Genomic DNA, 22,250 nt, shown 5'->3' on the forward strand with positions numbered 1-22,250 from the left:
AGCGTGTTTTTTGTGAAATTTTAAATTTTTACTGTAAACCTTGCGTTTTCTTCGTGCGGGTAGGTGATTCTGTTGGTTATATCTTTATTAAAGTGGGTTTTGTCTTGCTATTTAGATTGTGTGTGGCTATAGAAACTGGAAGAATTTGTTTGGACCTTGTCTGAGTTGAGAGCGTGGTGAGAGCGTACTGAGAGCGTGGTGAGAGCGTGTCTATGGCACGACTGCACCTCGCGTTGACCTCGGACGCACCACGGGTGCATGTCGAACAAGGTCACCTAATAAATGCGGGCGACCGGTATTGGGGGATTTGTGGGCTCAGGTGCTTGATGCTGCTACTTATTTCCTACCTTTGCTCCATTACACATGCATATGGTTCATAAAATTTTCCAGCTTGAAAATGGGTTGCGCATTTTGTTGCAACCGAATCCGTCGGCGATTACACATGCCTGCCTATTGGTTGATGCCGGTTCGAGGCACGAGCAGGAAGGCAAGTTCGGGACGGCCCATTTTATTGAGCACCTGCTCTTCAAGCGGACCGAACGCAGGAGCACCAACCAGATCCTCAATAGGCTTGAGGTGGTCGGTGGAGACCTGAATGCCTATACCACGAAAGAATATACCTGTATCCATGCATCCTTCCTGAATCCGTACCTGGATCGGGCATTGGACCTTTTTGAGGACATTCTGTTCCATTCGGTTTTCCCGAAGGACGAGATGGAAAAGGAAAAGGGTGTGATTCTGGATGAGATGGCTTCCTATCTGGATAGCCCTGAGGAGGCCATTATGGATGATTTTGAAGACTTGGTCTTCAAGGGGTCGGGTTTGGGCCATAATATCCTCGGCTTGGAGGAAGACCTCAAGAACATCTCCCAAGGTGATATCAAGCAGTTCGTGGATCAGCATTACGATATGCACAAGATGGTCGTTGCGATCTCCGGGAATTATTCGGAAAAGAAGGTGTTGGCGATGGCCAATAAGATTTTCGGCAAGGTGAAATCGGCAAGCTGGGATAAAGTACAGGAGGATCCTGTTAAACAGAAGGTACAGCACATCACCCTGGAACGACCAATCAATCAAGCGCACGTGGTCATGGGGGGATACGCCTATGGCATTCATGATTCCCATAAGACCGGCCTGTTGCTGTTGAATAATCTGTTGGGCGGGTATGGGATGTCCTCTATCCTGAACCTGAACATTCGGGAGAAATACGGTATTGCCTATACCATTGAATCCAATTACAGCCTCTACTCGGATACTGGCCTGTTCAGTATCTATTTCGGGACCGACGACGAGAAGGTCGAAAAGACCATGAAGTTGATCCATAAGGAACTCGATAAATTGAAGGGGGAGCGACTTCGTCCGAATGCGCTGGAGAAGGCCAAGAACAAGTTCAAGGGACAGATTGCCTTAGCGGAAGAGAACAGGATGAGTCTGCTGATCGCTGAGGGGAAGAATATCCTGGACTATGGCCACATCATCAGTTTGAAGGAAGTCTTCGATAAGATCGATCGAGTGAACAGCGATGAGGTCCTCGAGATCGCCAATACGGTCTTCAGTACAGAAAATCTTTTCACGCTTTCTTTTGTACCCGAAGATTAAGTATATTTTTGTTGATATAAACTATTGTATATGAAAACAGCATACATTTTTCCAGGTCAAGGTGCGCAATTCGTAGGAATGGGCAAGGATCTGTACGAGAGTAATGAAGAATCGAAAGCCCTTTTTGAGAAGGCAAACGAAATATTGGGCTTCCGCATTACAGATTTAATGTTCGAAGGAACAGAGGAAGATCTGAAACAGACGAAAGTAACACAACCTGCTATATTCTTACATTCGGTTATCTTGGCGAAAGCATTGGGGGATCAATTCCAACCGGCGATGGTTGCGGGACACTCCCTAGGTGAATTCTCAGCTTTAGTTGCCGCTGGTGCATTAACTTTTGAAGATGGCCTTCGTTTAGTGGCACAGCGTGCAAATGCGATGCAGAAAGCGACCGAATTGGAGCCGGGTACCATGGCTGCCATCTTAGGGCTGGATGATGTTATCGTAGAAGAAGTCTGTGCGCAGGTAGATGATATCGTTGTTCCGGCGAACTATAACTGTCCGGGGCAATTGGTGATCTCGGGTTCCGTATCCGGTGTGGATATGGCGTGCGAGAAATTGCTGGAAGCTGGCGCGAAACGCGCACTGAAATTGAATGTGGGCGGTGCATTTCACTCGCCATTGATGGAAGCTGCGAAACAAGAGCTGCAGGCGGCCATTGAAAATGTGGAAATTCAGATTCCGGTTTGTCCGATCTACCAGAATTACGACGCACTACCTTACCAAGATCCTACCGCTATTAAGGATAACCTGATTGCACAATTGACTGGTGCCGTACGCTGGACGCAATCTGTAGAGACGATGTTGGCAGATGGTGCAGAAAACTTTGTGGAAGTTGGCCCTGGTGCCGTACTGCAAGGTTTGGTGAAGAAAGTAAACCGCCAGATCCCGACCTCTTCGGCAGCGATTTAAGTATCTATATAAAAATACAAGAACAGCGCCTCGCAACAGCGGGGCGCTGTTTGCTTTTATCTGCCGTTCCGACTATATATACAAAAAAAGCTGTATCTCGTATGCGATACAGCTTTTTCTATATTAAAGAGCTTCTTTTCTTATAAACCGAATGCTTTTTTCACTTGGTCAACATAATCCAGTTTTTCCCAGGTAAAAAGATCAACTTCGACGGTTTTTGATTCGCCGTTTGAATTTTCGAAGGTTTTGGTAACGGTTTTAGGTGTCCTACCCATATGTCCGTACGCTGCGGTTTCCGCATAGATTGGGTTGCGCAATCCTAAACGTGTTTCGATGCCGTAAGGTGTCATGTCGAATAGTTCAGCAATGATCTTAGCAATCTCACCATCCGTTTTGTCCACCTTGCTTGTGCCGAACGTGTTCACATAGATACCCATAGGATCTTTTACACCAATGGCGTAGGAAATCTGCACCAACAGTTCATCAGCTACACCTGCTGCCACCAAATTTTTTGCGATATGGCGGGTAGCATAAGCTGCAGAACGGTCTACCTTGGACGGATCCTTTCCGGAGAATGCACCACCTCCGTGCGCACCTTTACCGCCATACGTGTCAACAATGATCTTTCTGCCCGTTAGGCCAGTATCGCCATGTGGACCACCGATAACGAATTTTCCAGTTGGGTTGATGTGATATTTGATCTCATCGGTAAATAGAGCCTGTAATTCCGGTTTCAACTGCGCTTTGACACGCGGAACCAGGATATTGATAATGTCAGTCTTGATTTTATCCTGCATTTCCTGCTCGCTACCGAAGTCGTCATGCTGCGTTGAGATCACGATGGTATCAATGCGGACAGGTTTGTGGTTGTCATCATATTCCAGTGTTACCTGGGATTTCGCATCTGGGCGAAGGTATGTTATCTCTTCATTTTCGCGTCTTAGCGCGGCAAGTTCGTATAATAAACGGTGGGAAAGGTCCAATGCCAAGGGCATGTAGTTTTCGGTTTCGTTGTTCGCATACCCGAACATAATACCTTGGTCGCCAGCGCCTTGTTCCTGTTTGGTCAGGCGGTCAACACCTTGGTTGATATCTGCAGATTGCTCATGGATAGCCGAGAGCACACCGCAGGAATTCGCTTCGAACATATACTCGGATTTAGTATATCCGATTTTCTCGATTACCTGTCTTGTAATTTTCTGCACATCCAAGTAAATCTTAGACTTGACTTCTCCAGCTAGGACAACCTGTCCCGTTGTTACGAGCGTTTCGATAGCGACACGCGCATCTTCATCCCAAGCTAAAAAGTTGTCGATCAAAGCGTCCGAAATTTGGTCTGCAACCTTGTCAGGATGTCCTTCAGAAACAGATTCGGAAGTAAATAAATATGCCATATTATTTTAAACGTATTGGAGGGAAATGCCGACAGTAGGTGAAAAATCATTTGTCCCGAATGGTTTTAGCACTTTTTTACTGTGGTTGCAATCTCCCATTTACATTGATATAATGCAAAATGCAAATCAGTCCACATTTTGTGTGGCACAAAGCTACGATACTTTGCATTATTTAAAAAGTATTTCATTCAAATTATTATCTTTAGCGGATTAAATGACGGAAATGAGAAAGAAGCGCATACTGTTTGTAATCAACCCGGTATCGGGTGGAAAGAAGAAAACAGCTTTCAACAAACAGGTCTTAGAAGTGCTTGATCTGAACCGGTTCGACCCGACCTTTAAGATCACGAATCATGCTAACCACGCCCATGAGCTGGCGATTTCAGCGATCGAGGAGCAGTACGATGCGGTCGTTGCGGTTGGTGGCGATGGGACGATCAATGAGATCGGTACAGCCCTTGCGGGTACGGATATGCCATTGGGAATCGTGCCTGAAGGCTCCGGAAACGGGCTGGCGTATTATTTGGGTATCCCGATGAACGAATCCGCGGCATTGCGCCGGATCAACCGATTTGATACCATGGCGATTGATTGTGGCCGGATCGGCGAACGTTGCTTCTTCAACATAGCGGGGATTGGTTTCGATGCCTCCGTTAGCGATCGCTTCGCATCGGAAACTGTCAGGGGCCCGATCGGGTACTTGCGGACGGTACTCAATGTGATCAGTGGCTATAAACCGAAGAAATATAAACTGAAGATTGATGGCAAGGAATACGAACGCGAGGCGTTCATGATTTCCGTTGCCAATTCCCCACAGTATGGCAATAACGCTTACATAGCACCCAATGCTTCCATCAATGATGGCCTCTTGGATGTATGTGTCGTGCATAAATTTCCGTTATATACTTTACCGATGATGATCTTTCACCTCTTTAATAAGACGGCGGATCAGTCGGAATATGTGGAGATCATCCCCGGCAAGCAGATCTGCATCGAGCAGGAGGGGAAGGCGCCCGTACATTTGGATGGCGAACCGATGGATTTGGGCCAACGGGTGGAGATCACCGTCGAGCAGCAGGCATTAAATATAATATGTTAAAGTTATGAGCAAGCAAAAGAAACAGCGATTTGAGGGAATTGTCTATTCAACGGCATCGGATTTTGATTATGTAGATTTCGAGGGTGCTGCTGATTTGGATACCCTGCCAAACGAAAAGCAGAAACTTAAGGTTGGCTTGGATAAGAAAGCGCGCAAGGGAAAGGTAGTTACATTGGTTACCGGATTTGTTGGTCAGGATGAGGATTTGCAGGCATTGGCGAAGGTGCTCAAGCAGAAATGTGGCGTTGGGGGAAGTGCGAAAGAGGGTGAAATATTGATACAAGGTGATTTTAAGGAAAAAATTATCCAATATTTGCTTTCTGAAAAGTACCAAGTTAAATCGTTTGGGGGTTAGGAATGGTAATCTGCCGTAAACGATTAAAAAACAAAGAAATAGTAGCCATAAATGGGGAAAATAGGGTGATGAGGGTCAGGAATATAGTAAGTAAACCCTCACTTATTTTTAACATTTAACGATTTGATAATTTGCATATCAAAAAAAAAATGGTTTTCATTGTAAAAAATATGGAATATTCAACCGTTATGTGATACGACAAATAAAGCATTGATTTGAGAACTGCTGAAGAACATCAATGAGTAGGTAGCACAGCCTAAAAGTTAAGAAATCAGATATCTTCAAATTAATTTTGTTTTTAATAGAAAATGCTATATTTGTTTTGAATTTATGTAATATAACGGCATTTAGGTTGCATAAAATTGAATTTAACTTAATAATTAAACAACAGTAAAAAATCTAAAAATTAGTAAAAAATGGCAAACGCACCAAAAACTACTACAGCCCCAGCTAAACAAGAGAGTGGCAACGCGGGTAATCTATTTGCAAGTTTAGCAATTATCATTTGTCTAGTAATTGGTTTCTTGGTTTACAAATTTGTGATGGGTGATCCTAGCAACTTCGTTGACGGAAATGTAGAAAACAGACCTCTTCCAGGAAACTATTTAGGAATGGTTTACCACGCTGGTTACGTTGTACCTGTATTACTTGGTTTATTCTTAATGGTATGGGTGTTTTCAATCGAGCGCTTTATTGTTATCGGTAAAGCATCTGGTACTGGAAACGTAGGTAACTTTGTAAGAAAAGTACAAGGATTATTGAGATCAGGTAACATCGACACTGCGATTGCAGAATGTGACAAACAAAAAGGTTCAGTTGCGAACGTAATCAAAGCTGGTCTTTTAAAATACAAAGATGTAGAAGCTCATCCAGGTTTGGATACAGAAAAATCTGTATTGGCTATCCAAAAAGAAATTGAAGAAGCAACTACATTAGAAATGCCAATGTTAGAGAAAAACTTAACAGTTATTGCAACGTTAGTTTCCATCGGTACATTAACAGGTCTATTAGGTACGGTAACAGGTATGATCAAGGCGTTCTCGGCTTTGGCAACTGGTGGTACTCCTGACTCGGCACAATTAGCAAACGGTATCTCTGAGGCCTTGATCAACACGGCAACAGGTATCGGTACATCTACTATTGCGATTATTTTCTACAACATCTTAACTTCTAAGATCGATACATTAACGTACTCTATTGACGAAGCTGGTTTCTCTATCGTACAAACATACGCTGCAAACCACAAATAAGAAGGTTCGGAAAAAAGTTGAATTATTTTTATGCAATGTTCAACCCTTCCGCATCATTATTAAAACGAATTAGAGTGTTCACCTTAAAGAAGTAAAGAAATGGGAAAAGCAAAAGTAAAAAGAGCCAGCACAGTCATCGACATGACGGCGATGTGTGACGTATCTTTCTTACTTCTTACCTTCTTCGTATTGACCGCTACGGCGCGTCAACCTGAGACACTGATGGTAGATACTCCTGCTTCCACAACCTTGGACAAATTGCCAGATGATAACTTATCGATCATCACGGTTGGGGATAACGGAAAAGTATTCTTCACGATCAAAAACCCGAATGTGCGGGAAATGACCTTGAAGAACATGTCTGCCAAATACGGTGTTGCATTCTCAGAGGAAGATTATAAGAAGTTCAAGAGCTTAGAGGATTTCGGTGTGCCATTCAAACAGGTTCGCGCATTATTATCCCTGGAGCCGGCAAAACGTACCATCGAGGTACAGCCTGGAATTCCGGTTGATAGTACCGAGGAACTGTCAAATGAATTGTACCACTGGGTTCAGCAAGCTCGTCTAGCGACAGTTGAGTTCAACCGTGATCGTGAGTCTGAAGACAAAAACTTCACAAACCCGGGCGCAATGACCGTAGCTATCAAAGCGGACGCTGAAGAGAAATACGCAGTAATGAATTTGATCATTGAAACCCTGAGAAACCAGAAACAGAACAAGTTCAGTTTCGTTACAGGTTTACGTCAGGAAAAATAAGCATTAAGAAATGGCAGAATTAAATCAAGACGGCGGCGGCGGCAAAAAAGGCGGCAAAGTAAGGTCGAAGAAAAACGGGGGACGTGTAGATTTAACCGCGATGGTGGATTTAGCATTCCTTTTGATTACCTTCTTCATGCTTACGACTTCCTTGAACAAGCCTCAAGCTATGGACGTGAACATGCCTGATAAGAATAAGGATAAGAATGAATTGAATCCCGAGATCGAAATCGCGGATAACCGTTCCATCACCTTATTGTTAGGGTCAGATAACAAGATCGCTTGGTATTATGGCCAATTAGCAAATCCAATCTCTGCACCTGCCGTAGTAGACTACAGCAAAGAAGGAATCCGTAAGATCGTGCTTGAAAAGAAAGCACAGGTTCCTCAGGTGTCAGGTGGAAAAGACTTAATTGTCGTAATCCGTCCAAGTGACAAGTCTGTTCAGCGTAACCTCGTTGACATATTAGATGAAATGAAAATCACTGATGTGAAGCGTTTCATGATTTCGAAGATCAAACCTGAAGAAGTTGAGGTTTTGAAAACCAACGGAATCTATAACGATTAAATCATCAGATAATTAGGAAAAACATGATTGGTTCAAAATTAGATTTATTTAAGAAAGAATGGCTTGACGTCGTTTTCGAGAATAGAAATAAAGAATATGGAGCTTACGAATTGCGTAAGTATGCGCCAAAGGCGACCAATATTGCTTTGTTTTCGGTTTCGGCTGTCGTACTTGCTTTCGTAGCAATAAAGGCATTCAACATCAATATTTTTCCTGAGAAACCCGTTGAAGAAGTGGAAGTTGTTACACCGGTAACCTTGGAGGACTTGGAGCTTCCTGAACCACCGGAAGAAGAGGAACCACTTCCTCAAGAAGAGGAGCCACCTCAACGTATTGCAGAGGAACCACCTGCGGAAGACCTAATCCGTTTCCCAGAGCCTAAGGTTGTCGATGCAAGACAGGTGAAAGAGGAGGTTGTATCTCAGGAAGAAATTAAAGAGAAAAACGCAACTCCGGCGCGTATTACCTTGAAAGGTACACCAGGTGCTTCTGGTGTTCCAACTGGGGAGTTCGGTCCGAAGAAAGTAGAAGGTGCGATCACCGGTAGTACCAAAGGTACACCAGATGGTGACCCCAACAAAGTATACGATTTCGAGGCGGTTGAGGTACCTGCATCTTATCCAGGTGGTATCAATGAGTTCCGTAAATTCGTAACATCTGCTTTCGTTTATCCACAGGCAGCTATGGACGCCGGTGTGAAAGGTACTGTAGAGTTATCTTTCGTTATCGACAGAAATGGTAACCTGACAGATATCAAAGTTGTTAAGGATGTATCCTATGGTACAGGACAAGCAGCGATCACTGCATTGAAGAAGTCCAAGAAATGGCAACCGGCCGTACAGAACGGTCGTCCAGTTCCGGTTCGTTATTCATTGCCTATCCGCTTAGACTTGTCGAATATGTAATCCCTATGTCGGAACAACCAACAAGAAATAATTTTAGACAGAAATCGCCCACACAGCGATTTCTGTCCATTTTAGGGCTGGCCATGTTCGCTTTTTATTTTACCCTTGGGATGGTGATCATTTTCTGGGACAATTTCCCCATCACCATTGACCCAACCTATAAAAAGCTATTCGGCATTCTCCTAATCGTCTATTCCTTTATGCGTTTTGCCCGCTTATGGCAAAATAATTTCAGGAACAATTAATCCTATTTGTTTTATTACAATCAAAGTTAGTATGAAGGTTAAGTTCTTTGAATATCTCATCCTAATTGCGATCCTAGCTTTTGTGGCATCGTGTGCCCGTGGACCGGAGCGTTCCGGCGATGGACAAGACACGACGGCAAATGCAGGGAGAGGTGGACAACTGTTAACCGGTGAAGCGACGATTATCGTCGATGAGGCGGCATTGCCCATCGTGAATGAACAAATTGAGGTCTACAAGACTTCCTATGAAGGGTCGAACATTAACGTGTTGGCACTTCCGGAACGCGAAGCCATCAATGCGTTGATTCAAGGAAAAGGCTCCATTGCAATTTTGGCAAGAGAATTGAGTACTGAAGAGAGTGCAGGGTTCAATAAGCGTAAAATAAAACCTCGTGTTTTCCCGATTTACCATGATGGTGTGGTTTTTGTAAATAATATCACAGCGCCAGATACTGCAATCGATGTTAAAACGTTAACATCTGTGTTAAAAGGTGAATCTGATGCGTATACCCTGGTCTTTGACAACCTGAATTCCAGTACGGTTCGCCGGGTGAAGGAATTGACAAAGGTAGCGCGTATTTCAGGGCGTTCGGTAAAACCGCAGAAGACCTCCAAAGAGGTGTTCGAACAATTGCTATCGGACCCTAAAAGCATAGGTGTAGTATCCTATGGGCAGTATTTAGAATACCGGAGGTTGTTTGGAGAAGAAAATAAAATTCGTATCTTAAGCCTTCAAAGTTTGAAAGATGGTAAGGAACTTGGATATTTCAAGCCATCGCAGTCAACTTTTGCCACAGACGAGTACCCATTGGAGACAAATTTTTATGTGTTGAACTATCAACCGAATATGGGCTTAGGAATTGGTTTTTCAGCATTTCTAACTGGGGATCGTGGGCAGCGAATCGTTCTTAAATCAGGGTTGTTGCCCGCAACAATGCCTGGTCGGGAAATTATCATTAGAGACGGAAACGTAAATTAGTTTATAACAAAGAGTAAATAAGAGATTATGACAAACAGCAAATTATTTTTAAGCCTTTTACTTGCAGGTGCTGTTGCCACAGGTACAGCAGAAGCTCAGAGTTTGAAAGATGCAAAAGCTGCATTGCAAGCTGAGCAATACGACAAAGCAAAAGGCATGTTGCAGAACTTGGTACAGAAAAAGGCCAAAGATGGTGAGAACTATTTTTACTTGGGTCAGATTCACTTGATCAATGATAAAGTGGATTCGGCACAGATTGTATTCCAAGAGGGTGTAACAAATGCACCAAAAGAAAAATTGAACACGATCGGTTTGGGTATCGTTGATCTTGAAAAAGGCAATGTTAGCGCAGCTGAGACTAAATTCGCAGAAGCAACAACTGGCTTAGGCAAGAAAGATTATCTTCCATTGTACTACATTGGTAGAGCTTACATCGATTCACCAAAACCAGACTATAAAAAAGCGGTTGAGTACTTGACAAGAGCGAAAGAAATGAACCAAAAGGATGCATTGATCCCTACAGCATTGGGTGATGCATACGCTGGATTACGTGAAAGTAGCCCTGCATTCGTGGCTTACCGTGATGCGATGACCTTGGATCCAAATTTATTGGCACCAAAAATCGGTCAGGCGATCATTTCCCGTAGAGCACAGGCTTACGATGTGGTTCTTGAGCAATTGACAACGCTAGCAGGTGAGAACCCAGAGTACGGACCAATCTACCGTGAGTTGGCAGAGACTTATTACTTGTCTTCAATCAAAGCTCCGGAAGAGCAATACCGTGAAATCAACCAAAAAGCAGTAGAAAACTACAAGAAATACTTGTCTTTAACTGGTGATAACTCTGTAGAAGCGAAAGTACGTTACGCTGACTTCTTGGTATACTCTGGTAACTACGATGAGTTGAAAGAAGTAGCAGGCCAATTGGCGAATGTACCTGGCGTTGATGCTAAAGTACACCGTTACTTAGGTTATATTTCCTTCTTGCAGGATAAAGATTATGCGAAATCTTTGGAAAGCATGAACAAATTGTTCGCAGAGGTAGATACTGCTCGTTTGATCGGACGTGACTACTTGTACGCAGGTTTGGCAAATGTCATCACAGGTGATGCTGCTAAAGGATCTGAATACCTAGCTAAAGCGGTTGAGAAACAAACTGAAGATGAGAACTTGGATGAAGAGATCGCAGAAACTGCATTCTCCAAATTCCAAGAAGGTGAAACAGAAGTGGCAGCAAAAATCTTTGCTATCCCTGCTGCTAACCCGAAATCTGAGTACTACTACGATGCGAACTACTACAAAGGTCAAATCGAGTACGGAATCGGTTCTAAATTGGTTACTATGAACCAACCGACTCCAGAAGAGATTGCAACGAAAATGGCTGAGGCAAAACCGCACTTGGATGCAGCTGTAGCAGCATTAGCTATCGTAACAAAAGCAGATAACCCAGAGAAATTGAAGCAATATCAAATCCCTGCGTTATACTACAAAGGTTTATCAGAGCTTGCATTGGATAACGTAATGTATGCTCCTGAAAAATCTACAGGTTTGTTCGTTGATTCATTCAAACAATTGTTGACTGCAATCGCAGCATCAGGAAAACCAGATGATGAAACTAACAAAACATACGCTGCTGATGCGCATAACTACTTAGGTTACAATGCATACCTAAAACAAGATAATGCAACAGCAAAACAACATTTCAGTGAAACATTGAAGTTGAAACCAGAAGACGAATTCGCAAAGTCAATGGTAGAAGCACTTTAATAATAAAACAAGAAAGGGCCGCAAGTTTTGCGGCCCTTTTCTTGTTTTATATTTTAGTATTGAGATGGGAGATGTGAGATGTGAGACCTATGCCGGGAGTTGGATGGGACTTTGGGGTATGGTATAGAGATGTCTGGGCTATAGGGTTAGAAATAGAGAGCGTTGGTTTTTGTCGGCTCTCTTTTTTTTGTTGTCGGCAAGAAATAGTGGGGGGAATGGTTGATGATCACTGAAGAGGGTAAGGAAAGGGTGCGGTGAGGGGTGCTAAAGTTTCTTTTGGGGAGAGATTATTTATAATGATTCAAAATAGCAAAAAGCCTTAATGTCGTGGGTTGCAGCACTTTTTATATTGACATATTTTGTTAATTTTGTTAGACTACTAATACGAATAAACTAAGATATGAACGAACTAGCCGGGCAAAGTGCGCCTATAGATTATATCCCTATTCTAATTCAATTAGCTGTAGCTGTAGGATTCGGTGTTACAACCATTATTGCTACCCACATGATCGGTCCGAAAGTGCGGACTGAGAAGAAATTGGGTTCTTTTGAGTCTGGTGTTGAGGTGATTGGAAATGCGCGTCAACCGTTCTCCATTAAGTATTTTCTGGTTGCTATCTTATTCGTAATTTTTGATATCGAGGTGATCTTCATGTACCCTTGGGCGGTAAATTTCCGTGAATTTGGTGTGCAGGGGTTGATCGAGATGTTTATTTTCATGGGGCTCCTGCTTTTGGGCTTCATCTATATTATTAAAAAGAAGGCATTGGATTGGGATTAGTACGCCATGCTGCGTGTTGATCAAGCTAATATACATTAAGATGAGTAACATCACATTATCAGATGCGCCTCCAGGAGTTGAAGGGGCGGGATTTTTTGCGACGACCTTGGATAAAGCCATTGGTCTGGCGCGGGCCAATTCACTTTGGCCGTTGCCATTTGCTACATCCTGCTGTGGTATTGAGTTTATGGCCACGATGGGATCTACTTATGATTTGGCACGTTTTGGTGCAGAGCGTCCGAGCTTCTCCCCAAGACAGGCGGATATGCTGCTTGTCATGGGAACGATTGCGAAGAAAATGGCGCCCGTGCTGAAACAGGTCTACATCCAGATGGCCGAGCCACGATGGGTAATCGCCGTGGGCGCATGTGCCTCCAGTGGCGGTATTTTCGACACCTACTCCGTTCTACAGGGTATTGACGAAATTATCCCCGTGGATGTCTATGTACCAGGTTGCCCTCCGCGACCTGAAGCGATCTTGGATGGCGTTCTCCGCTTGCAGGATATCGTTAAGAACGAATCCCTGAACCGGAGAAATACACCAGAGTATAAAGCATTATTGGAAAAGTACGGAATCGCAACAGATAATGGATAAGTTGACTAATCAAGTGCTGATCGAAAAATTGCAGTCGCGATTTGCTGATCAGGTATATAATATTTCAGAACCGAAGGGCTTGCTGACCCTGGAAACAGCAAAAGAAAGTATATTGGATATCCTGGAGTTCATCAAAACCGATGAACAATTGGCGTTTATATACCTAACGGATATCACAGCGGTTCATTATCCGGAGTTGGAGAAGCCATACGCCGTAGTTTACCATGTGCACAGTTTGGTGCACAATGTACGCATCCGCATCAAGGTATTCCTGGAGAAGGATAACCCGAGCATCCCAAGTGCGACTTCCCTATGGAATGGAGCGAACTGGATGGAACGCGAAACATTCGATTTCTTCGGGATCGATTTTGCGGGGCATCCCGATCTGCGCAGGATCCTGAACATGGATGACCTGGGTGTTTTCCCAATGCGTAAGGAATATCCTTTGGAAGACCCGAATCGCGTGGACAAGAAAGACTTTTATTTCGGGCGTTAATCTGACAGTTATGAGCAAATCGATTTCTAAAATATCAAGTAATGCACCTGTCTTTGAGGATAACGATCCTCAGGACGAGTTGATTACCCTTAATATCGGCCCTACCCACCCCGCCACACATGGGGTGTTCCAGAATGTGGTGCAGATCGATGGTGAGCGTATCGTAAGTGGAGTTTCCACGATCGGTTATATCCACCGTGCCTTCGAGAAGATTGCCGAACACCGTCCGTTCTACCAGATCACGCCGCTGACCGACCGCTTGAACTATTGTTCTTCGCCGATCAATAACATGGGTTGGCACATGACGGTAGAGAAACTATTGGACATCGAAATTCCTAAGCGTGTGCAGTATATGCGTGTGATCGTTATGGAGCTGGCGCGTATTGCGGACCACATTATCTGTAACGGTATCCTCGGCGTTGATACGGGCGCATTTTCAGGATTCCTATACGTGATGCAGGAACGCGAATTTATCTACGAGATCTATGAAGAGATCTGTGGTGCTCGCCTAACGACCAATATCGGCCGTATCGGTGGTTTCGAGCGTGACTTCAATGACGTGGCATTCGAGAAGATCCGCGAATTCCTGAAGCGTTTCCCACCGGTATTGAAGGAGTTCCAGGAATTATTTGACAGAAATAGAATTTTTATCGAGCGTACCTCCAATGTTGCCGCGGTTACTGCAGAGGAAGCTTTGGATTATAGCTGGTCAGGTCCTATCCTTAGGGCGACCGGTGTCGACTATGACGTGCGTGCGCACTCGCCGTACTGTTCCTATGAGGAATTTGATTTTGATGTTCCCGTAGGTACGAATGGAGATGTGTATGACCGGTTCATGGTTCGCAATGAAGAGATGTGGCAGTCCATGCGCATTATCGAGCAGGCTTTGGAAAAAATTGATAAGGAGCCTAAAGGTATTTTCCACGCGGATGTGCCTGACTTCTATCTGCCTCCAAAAGAGCTTGTCTATACCAGCATGGAAGCATTGATCTATCACTTTAAAATCGTTATGGGAGAATGGGATTCGCCGAAGTCGGAAATCTACCATTCCGTGGAAGGTGCCAATGGGGAATTAGGGTTCTACCTGGTTCATGACGGCGGCCGCACACCATACCGATTGCATTTCAGAAGACCATCTTTTATCAATTACCAGATGTTCGCACCGATGAGCAGTGGCATGTTGATCTCAGATGCGATTATTAACATGAGTAGTTTAAATGTTATAGCAGGAGAATTAGATGCTTAGTGTCAAAGAAAATATGATCGTAGATTTTTCCACTGAACTGTTGGGGAAATTTGCAGAAGTTGTTAGCCGCTATCCTGAAGGCAAGCAGAAATCAGCTTTGTTGCCGATTTTACATTTGGTACAAGCGGAATATGGATGGTTGAGCGTGGATGCTATGGAAAAGGTTGCGACCTTCCTGGATATCCAACCGATCGAGGTATTTGAGGTTGCGACCTTTTATACGATGTACTTCTTGCAGCCTCAAGGGAAATATAACCTGGAGATCTGCCGCACAGGTCCCTGCTGTCTGGTGGGAGCCGAGAAGATCATGGGCCACCTGGAGCAGACCTTGGGCGTGAAAGAAGGCGAAGTGACGGCCGATGGCCTATTTATGTGGCGCGGTGTGGAATGTCTGGCTGCATGCGGTTATGGACCGGTATTGCAGATTGGCCCGAGCTATACATTTTATGAGAATCTGACACCTGAAAGTGTCGATCAACTCATTACCGAATTGAAGGATAAAGCAAAAAGCGAAGCATAGTATATGGGACGTAAGTTATTATTAGAGCATATCAATGTACCCGGGATAAACACTTTAGCGGTTTATCGGGAGAAGGGCGGTTACCGTGCGGTTGAGAAAGCCTTAAAGACGATGAGTCCGGATGACGTCGTGGAGGAAGTGAAGAAATCAGGCCTTCGCGGTCGTGGTGGCGCAGGTTTCCCGACGGGCATGAAGTGGAGCTTTTTGGCTAAGCCGGAAGGCGTGCCCCGTTATTTGGTATGTAACGGTGATGAATCAGAACCCGGAACGTTCAAGGATAGGTACCTGATGACCTATATCCCACATGCGTTAATCGAGGGAATGATCGTTTCCAGTTACGCCCTGGGAGCAAATACATCCTATATCTACATCCGTGGCGAAATGATGCCACAGATCCGGATCATGGAAAAAGCCATCGCCGAAGCAAAAGCTGCCGGCTTATTGGGCAAGAATATATTGGGTACGGGTTATGACCTGGAGATTTACGTACAGCCAGGAGGCGGTGCTTATATCTGTGGGGAAGAAACTGCCCTATTGGAATCCCTGGAGGGAAAACGAGGTAATCCACGGATCAAACCTCCTTTTCCTGCGGTTGCGGGTTTATACGGACGACCTACAGTTGTCAATAACGTAGAATCTATTGCGGCGACTGTTCCCATTGTCAACGACGGTGGAGAAGAGTACGCAAAGATCGGAATCGAACGCAGTACGGGCACCAAATTGATCTCCGCATCCGGAAATATTGCAAAACCGGGTGTTTATGAGATAGAAATGGGTATTCCTGTTGAGGAATTTATTTTCTCGGATGAATATTGTGGCGGAATGGCGAATGGGAAGCGCTTGAAGGCTGTTGTGGCCGGCGGTTCATCCGTTCCTATTTTACCGGCAAACCTTATCGTGAACACCATCAATGGCAATCCGCGATTGATGACCTATGAATCCCTAGCGGATGGAGGTTTTGTGAGCGGTACGGCGATGGGTTCCGGCGGTTTTATCGTATTTGACGAAGATCAGTGTATTGTTCGCAATACCTATAATTATACACGTTTCTACAGACATGAAAGTTGTGGACAATGTTCACCATGTCGGGAAGGAACGGGATGGATGGAGAAGATCTTGTGGAAGATCGAGTCCGGACAGGGCAGCATGGAAGACATCGACCTGTTATGGGAGGTGCAGCGCCGCATCGAGGGGAATACGATCTGTCCATTGGGTGATGCTGCGGCATGGCCCGTTGCGGCAGCGATTCGCCATTTCCGCGATGAGTTCGAATGGCACATCCTCAATCCACAGGAATCGCAGACCAGAAATTACGGGTTGGCACATTACGCAGATCCGCTAGCACCAGTAACAGAACAGTAATTGTTCTCAGAAACGACAGCGACAATGGCAGAAGAAGTACAAAATTTTAAGGTGACGATCGACGGAATAACAATAGATGTTGCTCCGGGGACGACGATATTAAATGCGGCAAGGCAGATCGGTGGGGATATAGTTCCGCCGGCCATGTGTTACTATTCCAAATTGGAAGGTACCGGTGGTAAATGCCGTACTTGTTTGGTGAAGGTGAGTAAGGGATCCGAGAAGGATCCGCGCCCGATGCCCAAACTGGTAGCATCCTGCCGAACTACCGTTATGGACGGTATGGAAGTGGAAAACATCACTTCACCCGATGTGGTCGATGCCCGCAAGGCTATCGTGGAGATGTTGTTGATCAACCACCCTTTGGACTGCCCGGTATGTGATCAGGCAGGTGAGTGTAAGTTACAGGATCTGAGCTATGAACACGGTGCCGGACAATCGCGCTACGAATTTGAGCGCCGCACGTTCGAACGGATCGATATCGGTGAAAAAATCCAATTGCACATGAACCGTTGTATCCTGTGCTACCGTTGTGTCTATGTGGCGAACCAGTTGACAAATAAGCGCGAGCACGGTATCCTTTTCCGTGGCGATCATGCCGAAATATCAACCTATATCCACGAAGCCCTGGACCATGACTTCATCGGCAATGTTATCGACGTATGTCCTGTTGGGGCATTAACGGATAAAACGTTCCGCTTTAAGAACCGGGTATGGTTTACCAAACCCGTAGATGCCCACCGTGACTGTCCGAAATGTTCCGGAAAAGTGACCTTATGGTACAAAGGTGATGATGTTATCCGTGTAACGGGCCGTAAGGACGAATACAACGAGGTGGATGAGTTCATCTGCGACACCTGCCGTTTCGAAACGAAAAAAACATCCGATTGGACGTTGGAGGAGCCAACAAAAATCAGTGATACCTCCGTAATCGCATCCAATCATTATCATACTTTCCAACCGCCTGCAGTCATTCAGGATAATCCGATGTTGAAGGAAGCAAATGTGGAGCAGTTGGCTAGATCAGAAAAATTAAAATAATAGGGGAAAGATGGAAACAGCTTTTATTTTAGAAAAAGTAATCTTGGCGGTTGTAGTCTTCGTGATCACCTTGGTCATCGCGATGTACTCGACTTTGGCCGAGCGTAAGATTGCTGGATTTATGCAGGACCGGTATGGTCCGGACCGTGCAGGTCTATTCGGGATCTTACAGCCCCTATGCGATGGTGGGAAATTCTTCTTTAAAGAGGAGATCATCCCTGCCGGTGCGCACAAGACATTGTTTATCCTTGGTCCTACCATAGCGATTATTACCGCATGTATCAGTTCAGCGGTTATTCCTTGGGGACAGAACCTAACCTTTGGTGATACCGTGGTGACCCTACAGGTTGCCGATGTGAATATCGGTGTGCTGTACATCTTTGGCGTTATTGCTTTGGGTGTATATGGCATTATGCTTGGTGGATGGGCATCGAACAATAAGTTCTCCTTGATGGGGGCAATTCGTGCCGCTTCGCAGAGTATTTCCTACGAAATTCCGATGGGCTTATCATTGATAGCTCTATTGATGGTTACTCAGACCCTATCCATCGGAGAAATCGTAGCGCAGCAATCGGGATTCGTGAATTGGAATATCTGGGCACAGCCACTGGGTTTCCTTATTTTCATGGTCTGTGCATTTGCAGAATGTAACCGCGTACCGTTTGACCTTCCGGAATGTGAAACCGAACTGGTAGGTGGATACCATACGGAGTATTCGTCCATGAAGTTGGGACTGTATATGTTCTCTGAATATATCAATATGTTCGTTTCTTCGGCCTTGATGTCGGCTTTATACTTTGGCGGATACAACTTCCCGTTCATGTATGATTTAGGTCTTTCCGAAAATTGGATTACCATCATCGGAACGTTGGTGTTCTTCTTGAAGATCTTCGGTTTTATCTTTTTCTTCATGTGGGTCCGTTGGACGTTGCCACGTTTCCGTTACGACCAATTGATGAATCTGGGCTGGAAGATGTTGATTCCGTTGGCCATTGCGAACATTGTTTTAACGGGGATCATAACGGTTGTAAAGGATACTTATTTTTAATCAGGAGGGAATATGCAGTCATTATCGAATAGAAAAAAAGTATTAGAACAGAAGCCGATGAGCTTTTGGGAGCGCATTTATCTGCCTGCCATTGCCAAAGGGCTTTCGATCACCATAAAACACTTCTTCAAGAAAATCCCTACGGTAAAATATCCGGAGGAGATTCGTCCTTACTCCAAGAATTTCAGGGGACAACACTCCCTGAAGCGTGATGAGTTGGGACGCGAGCGCTGTACAGCCTGTGGTTTGTGCGCGCTATCCTGTCCTGCGGAAGCCATTACCATGACGGCTGGCGAACGCAAGAAAGGCGAAGAACACCTGTACCGTGAGGAAAAGTATGCCGTAGTCTATGAAATCAATATGCTGCGCTGTATCTTCTGCGGATTGTGTGAGGAAGCCTGTCCGAAAGAAGCTATTTATTTGGATGGACACCATGTGACCGCAGATTACCTGCGCAAGGATTTCATCTATGGTAAGGACAAATTGGTTGAACCGGCATTTGATATTACCAAACTATCACAGAAAACCTCAAGTAACTAAGCGATGACGATATTTTATTTTGTAGCCTTTTTATCTATTTTCTTCGCTCTGATGACCATCTTTACGAAGAATCCGGTACACAGTGTACTTTATCTTGTCATTACCTTTTTCACTTTTACGGTACATTATATCCTCTTGAACGCGCAGTTTCTGGCGGTCGTGAATTTTATTGTGTACATGGGGGCCATCATGGTGCTTTTCCTGTTCGTGTTGATGTTGTTGAACCTCAATAAGGACACGGAACCTATGAAATCGCATCTGGTGAAATTTATGGGAGCTATTGCAGGCATGTGCCTATTGGTGACCTTCCTGGGCGCCTTCCGCGTGCTGGAAAGCAACAACGAAATGGTTATGGCACATGAAAACCTGGGTTTGGTCAAGAATTTAGGAAAGGTATTGTTCCGTGATTTCCTCCTACCGTTTGAGTTGTCGTCCATTCTGTTGTTGACAGCCATGGTAGGTGCGGTATTATTAGCGAAGAAAGAATCTAGAATTAAGCAAAATGCCTAGTATAGTTGAAAATTTACAGGGAATTCCCTTGAACCATTACCTGATCTTCTGTAGCGTGATTTTCGCGATCGGTGTAATCGGGGTATTGATCCGTCGGAACGTGATCATCATTATGATGTCCATTGAGTTGATGTTGAACTCGGTGAACTTGTTGTTGGCGGCATTTTCTGCATATCGTGGGGATGCAAGCGGACAGGTTTTCGTATTCTTTATCATGGCATTGGCAGCGGCAGAGGTGGCTGTGGGTCTGGCGATCATTATTATGGTGTACAGGAACACCAAATCAGTGGATATTGAGTCCCTGAATAAACTGAGGTGGTAATTTAAGATATTAGAGAGACTTTTATGAAAGAATTGATTTGGATGCTCCCCTTGATTCCCTTTGCCGGGTTCCTGATAATCGGGCTTGGTCGCAAGAGCTTCCCCAATCCGTTAATTAGTATTATAGGCTGCGGAACGATCCTCGTTACCTTCCTGTTGAGTTGCGGTATCTTTAAAGAAATTTACGATGCCCGCCAGGCAAATGCCGATGCGGTCATCTATCAGGAGCTGTTCAATTGGTTCAGTGTTGGGAATTTCAGTTTCAACCTGAGCTTTATGATCGATCCGTTGAGTTCCATCATGTTATTGATCATAACTGGGGTAGGGTTTTTAATCCATCTCTACTCGGTATGCTATATGAATCACGATGAAGGTTTCGGTAAGTATTTCTCGTACTTGAACCTGTTCATTTTCTTCATGTTATTGCTGGTAATGGGCTCCAATTATTTGGTGATGTTCATTGGCTGGGAAGGCGTAGGGCTATGTTCATACCTACTGATCGGTTTCTGGTTTAAGAACAGCAGCTATGCAAAAGCAGCGAAAAAGGCATTCGTGATGAACCGTATCGGTGATTTAGGGTTCCTGATAGCAATGTTCTTTATCCTAGCAAACTTTGGCTCACTGGAATTCAATACGGTCTTTGCAGCAGCAGGACAGCTTCCTATGGGAGATAGCATGCTGTTGGTGATCACCTTATTGTTATTTGTGGCCGCGACAGGTAAATCCGCACAGATCCCTTTGTTCACGTGGTTACCGGACGCGATGGCAGGCCCTACACCGGTTTCCGCCTTGATTCACGCAGCGACGATGGTTACCGCTGGTATCTATATGATCGCACGTTCCAATATCATGTTTACCCTATCCCCAATAACCCTGGAGGTCATTGCCATTGTGGGTATTGCTACGGCGTTAATTGCAGCTTTTATTGCCATTACACAGAACGATATCAAGAAAGTTTTGGCCTACTCTACCGTTTCCCAATTGGGTTATATGTTCTTGGGTTTAGGTGTCGGCGCATTCACTGGCGCATTTTTCCATGTATTGACGCATGCCTTTTTCAAAGCGTTGTTGTTCTTGGGTGCCGGCTCGGTGATCCATGCGATGAGCAATGAGCAAGATATGCGGTCCATGGGAGGGCTGAAAAAAGCTTTGCCGATAACGTATGCGACGATGTTGATCGGAACGATTGCGATTTCGGGAATTCCGCCTTTGTCTGGATTCTTTTCCAAAGATGAAATCTTGGCGTATGCCTTTGAGGCCAATCCGATATTCTGGGTGTTGGGATTCTTAGGCGCATTATGTACGGCCTTCTATATGTTCCGTCTCTTGTACATGACTTTCTTTGGGAAATTCCGCGGAACGGAAGAACAGCGCCAGCATCTCCATGAATCGCCATGGCAAATGACCCTGCCGTTGATTATTCTTGCGGTTCTCGCTGTGGTGGGAGGGGCATTGAATATTCCTTCTGCCCTGGGTGGTGGACATTGGTTGGCCGATTTCCTAAGCCCCGTATTCGCACAGACCAACGCCATTAAAGAACCTATCCACTTGTCACACAGTACTGAGTATATTTTGATGGCAGCATCGGCAATCGGTGCCTTGGTGATGGCATTCGTGGCCTACTCGAAATATGTTAAGAAAGAGGATATTCCGCAAGCCGGTGCTGAAGCACAGGGATCCGGATTGTATAAGCTATCCGCAAATAAACTTTATATTGATGAGCTTTACGATACATTATTTGTCAAACCGTTGAACGGCCTATCGAAACTCTTCCACGCGTTCGTGGAAAAAGCCGGCATTGATGGGTTGGTAAATGGTATCGGTGATTTATTTGTCTCTTCGGGGAAAGGGATTCGCCAATTGCAGAGCGGAAGTGTCGGATTTTATATTTTCATGATGGTACTCGGTGTCGTTGCTTTCATGTTATATGGCTTGTTAACTATCTAGATTAGAACTTA

Annotated in this window: 24 protein-coding genes; 23 read left to right on the forward strand and 1 reads right to left on the reverse strand. The window is 44.8% G+C overall.

Annotation, left to right across the window (positions count from 1 at the left end):
- Nucleotides 1-369 precede the first annotated feature (369 nt).
- Nucleotides 370-1,599 carry a M16 family metallopeptidase gene (locus G6N79_RS04135; RefSeq protein WP_103905620.1) on the forward strand — a complete coding sequence of 410 codons (1,230 nt, stop codon included), beginning with the start codon at nt 370-372 and terminating at the stop codon, nt 1,597-1,599.
- Between the two features lie 30 nt (nt 1,600-1,629).
- Nucleotides 1,630-2,514: an ACP S-malonyltransferase gene (gene fabD, locus G6N79_RS04140; RefSeq protein WP_103905619.1), complete on the forward strand. Its 885-nt coding sequence runs from the start codon at nt 1,630-1,632 to the stop codon at nt 2,512-2,514.
- 140 nt (nt 2,515-2,654) lie between these two features.
- On the opposite strand, the gene metK is transcribed toward fabD, so the two are convergent.
- Nucleotides 2,655-3,908 (reverse strand): methionine adenosyltransferase, encoded by a 1,254-nt coding sequence (gene metK, locus G6N79_RS04145; RefSeq protein ID WP_103905618.1) that lies wholly within the window; start codon nt 3,906-3,908, stop codon nt 2,655-2,657.
- Nucleotides 3,909-4,131: 223 nt separating this feature from the next.
- On the opposite strand from metK, the gene G6N79_RS04150 reads away from it, so the two are divergent.
- From G6N79_RS04150 to nuoL, 21 genes are all read left to right on the forward strand, one after another.
- Complete coding sequence (locus G6N79_RS04150) at nt 4,132-5,007, forward strand: diacylglycerol/lipid kinase family protein (RefSeq protein ID WP_103905665.1); 876 nt, start codon at nt 4,132-4,134, stop codon at nt 5,005-5,007.
- A gap of 4 nt (nt 5,008-5,011) precedes the next feature.
- Nucleotides 5,012-5,362 carry a translation initiation factor gene (locus G6N79_RS04155; protein ID WP_103905617.1) on the forward strand — a complete coding sequence of 117 codons (351 nt, stop codon included), beginning with the start codon at nt 5,012-5,014 and terminating at the stop codon, nt 5,360-5,362.
- Nucleotides 5,363-5,778: 416 nt separating this feature from the next.
- Complete coding sequence (locus G6N79_RS04160; RefSeq protein ID WP_103905616.1) at nt 5,779-6,612, forward strand: MotA/TolQ/ExbB proton channel family protein; 834 nt, start codon at nt 5,779-5,781, stop codon at nt 6,610-6,612.
- 99 nt (nt 6,613-6,711) lie between these two features.
- Entirely contained in the window at nt 6,712-7,368 is a 657-nt protein-coding gene (locus G6N79_RS04165) for an ExbD/TolR family protein (RefSeq protein WP_103905615.1), read from the forward strand.
- A gap of 10 nt (nt 7,369-7,378) precedes the next feature.
- On the forward strand, nt 7,379-7,936 hold the full coding sequence (locus G6N79_RS04170; RefSeq protein WP_103905614.1) for an ExbD/TolR family protein: 558 nt from the start codon (nt 7,379-7,381) through the stop codon (nt 7,934-7,936).
- Between the two features lie 23 nt (nt 7,937-7,959).
- Nucleotides 7,960-8,841, forward strand: a complete 882-nt coding sequence (locus tag G6N79_RS04175) for an energy transducer TonB (RefSeq protein WP_103905613.1) — start codon at nt 7,960-7,962, stop codon at nt 8,839-8,841.
- Nucleotides 8,842-8,846: 5 nt separating this feature from the next.
- Nucleotides 8,847-9,086, forward strand: coding sequence for a hypothetical protein (locus tag G6N79_RS04180; RefSeq protein ID WP_103905612.1), 240 nt, complete (start codon nt 8,847-8,849; stop codon nt 9,084-9,086).
- Nucleotides 9,087-9,117: 31 nt separating this feature from the next.
- Nucleotides 9,118-10,065: a PstS family phosphate ABC transporter substrate-binding protein gene (locus G6N79_RS04185; protein WP_103905611.1), complete on the forward strand. Its 948-nt coding sequence runs from the start codon at nt 9,118-9,120 to the stop codon at nt 10,063-10,065.
- 27 nt (nt 10,066-10,092) lie between these two features.
- Nucleotides 10,093-11,832: a tetratricopeptide repeat protein gene (locus tag G6N79_RS04190; protein WP_103905610.1), complete on the forward strand. Its 1,740-nt coding sequence runs from the start codon at nt 10,093-10,095 to the stop codon at nt 11,830-11,832.
- Between the two features lie 400 nt (nt 11,833-12,232).
- On the forward strand, nt 12,233-12,613 hold the full coding sequence (locus tag G6N79_RS04195) for an NADH-quinone oxidoreductase subunit A (protein WP_103905609.1): 381 nt from the start codon (nt 12,233-12,235) through the stop codon (nt 12,611-12,613).
- A gap of 40 nt (nt 12,614-12,653) precedes the next feature.
- The gene (locus G6N79_RS04200; RefSeq protein WP_103905664.1) at nt 12,654-13,208 is read left to right on the forward strand and encodes an NADH-quinone oxidoreductase subunit B; all 555 of its coding nucleotides are present in this window, start codon (nt 12,654-12,656) and stop codon (nt 13,206-13,208) included.
- Nucleotides 13,201-13,704 carry an NADH-quinone oxidoreductase subunit C gene (locus tag G6N79_RS04205; RefSeq protein WP_103905608.1) on the forward strand — a complete coding sequence of 168 codons (504 nt, stop codon included), beginning with the start codon at nt 13,201-13,203 and terminating at the stop codon, nt 13,702-13,704. Before G6N79_RS04200 ends, G6N79_RS04205 begins: the two co-directional genes overlap by 8 nt.
- Before the next feature lie 10 nt (nt 13,705-13,714).
- Nucleotides 13,715-14,950, forward strand: a complete 1,236-nt coding sequence (locus G6N79_RS04210; protein ID WP_103905607.1) for an NADH-quinone oxidoreductase subunit D — start codon at nt 13,715-13,717, stop codon at nt 14,948-14,950.
- The gene (locus tag G6N79_RS04215) at nt 14,943-15,470 is read left to right on the forward strand and encodes an NADH-quinone oxidoreductase subunit NuoE family protein (RefSeq protein ID WP_103905606.1); all 528 of its coding nucleotides are present in this window, start codon (nt 14,943-14,945) and stop codon (nt 15,468-15,470) included. The genes G6N79_RS04210 and G6N79_RS04215 overlap by 8 nt, the downstream gene beginning before the upstream one ends.
- 3 nt (nt 15,471-15,473) lie before the next feature.
- Nucleotides 15,474-16,832 (forward strand): NADH-quinone oxidoreductase subunit NuoF, encoded by a 1,359-nt coding sequence (nuoF, locus tag G6N79_RS04220; protein ID WP_103905605.1) that lies wholly within the window; start codon nt 15,474-15,476, stop codon nt 16,830-16,832.
- 24 nt (nt 16,833-16,856) lie between these two features.
- Nucleotides 16,857-17,873 carry an NADH-quinone oxidoreductase subunit G gene (locus G6N79_RS04225; protein WP_103905604.1) on the forward strand — a complete coding sequence of 339 codons (1,017 nt, stop codon included), beginning with the start codon at nt 16,857-16,859 and terminating at the stop codon, nt 17,871-17,873.
- A gap of 10 nt (nt 17,874-17,883) precedes the next feature.
- Complete coding sequence (gene nuoH / locus G6N79_RS04230) at nt 17,884-18,921, forward strand: NADH-quinone oxidoreductase subunit NuoH (protein ID WP_103905603.1); 1,038 nt, start codon at nt 17,884-17,886, stop codon at nt 18,919-18,921.
- A 12-nt stretch (nt 18,922-18,933) separates the two neighbouring features.
- A complete protein-coding gene (locus G6N79_RS04235; RefSeq protein WP_103905602.1) occupies nt 18,934-19,461 on the forward strand; it encodes a NuoI/complex I 23 kDa subunit family protein in 528 nt (175 codons plus the stop codon).
- Nucleotides 19,462-19,464: 3 nt separating this feature from the next.
- Nucleotides 19,465-19,971, forward strand: coding sequence for an NADH-quinone oxidoreductase subunit J family protein (locus G6N79_RS04240; protein WP_103905601.1), 507 nt, complete (start codon nt 19,465-19,467; stop codon nt 19,969-19,971).
- The gene (gene nuoK, locus G6N79_RS04245) at nt 19,964-20,293 is read left to right on the forward strand and encodes an NADH-quinone oxidoreductase subunit NuoK (protein ID WP_103905600.1); all 330 of its coding nucleotides are present in this window, start codon (nt 19,964-19,966) and stop codon (nt 20,291-20,293) included. The genes G6N79_RS04240 and nuoK overlap by 8 nt, the downstream gene beginning before the upstream one ends.
- Nucleotides 20,294-20,316: 23 nt before the next feature.
- Nucleotides 20,317-22,239 (forward strand): NADH-quinone oxidoreductase subunit L, encoded by a 1,923-nt coding sequence (nuoL, locus tag G6N79_RS04250; RefSeq protein WP_103905599.1) that lies wholly within the window; start codon nt 20,317-20,319, stop codon nt 22,237-22,239.
- Nucleotides 22,240-22,250 lie beyond the last annotated feature (11 nt).

This window comes from Sphingobacterium lactis (assembly GCF_011046555.1).
Classification (GTDB): domain Bacteria; phylum Bacteroidota; class Bacteroidia; order Sphingobacteriales; family Sphingobacteriaceae; genus Sphingobacterium; species Sphingobacterium lactis.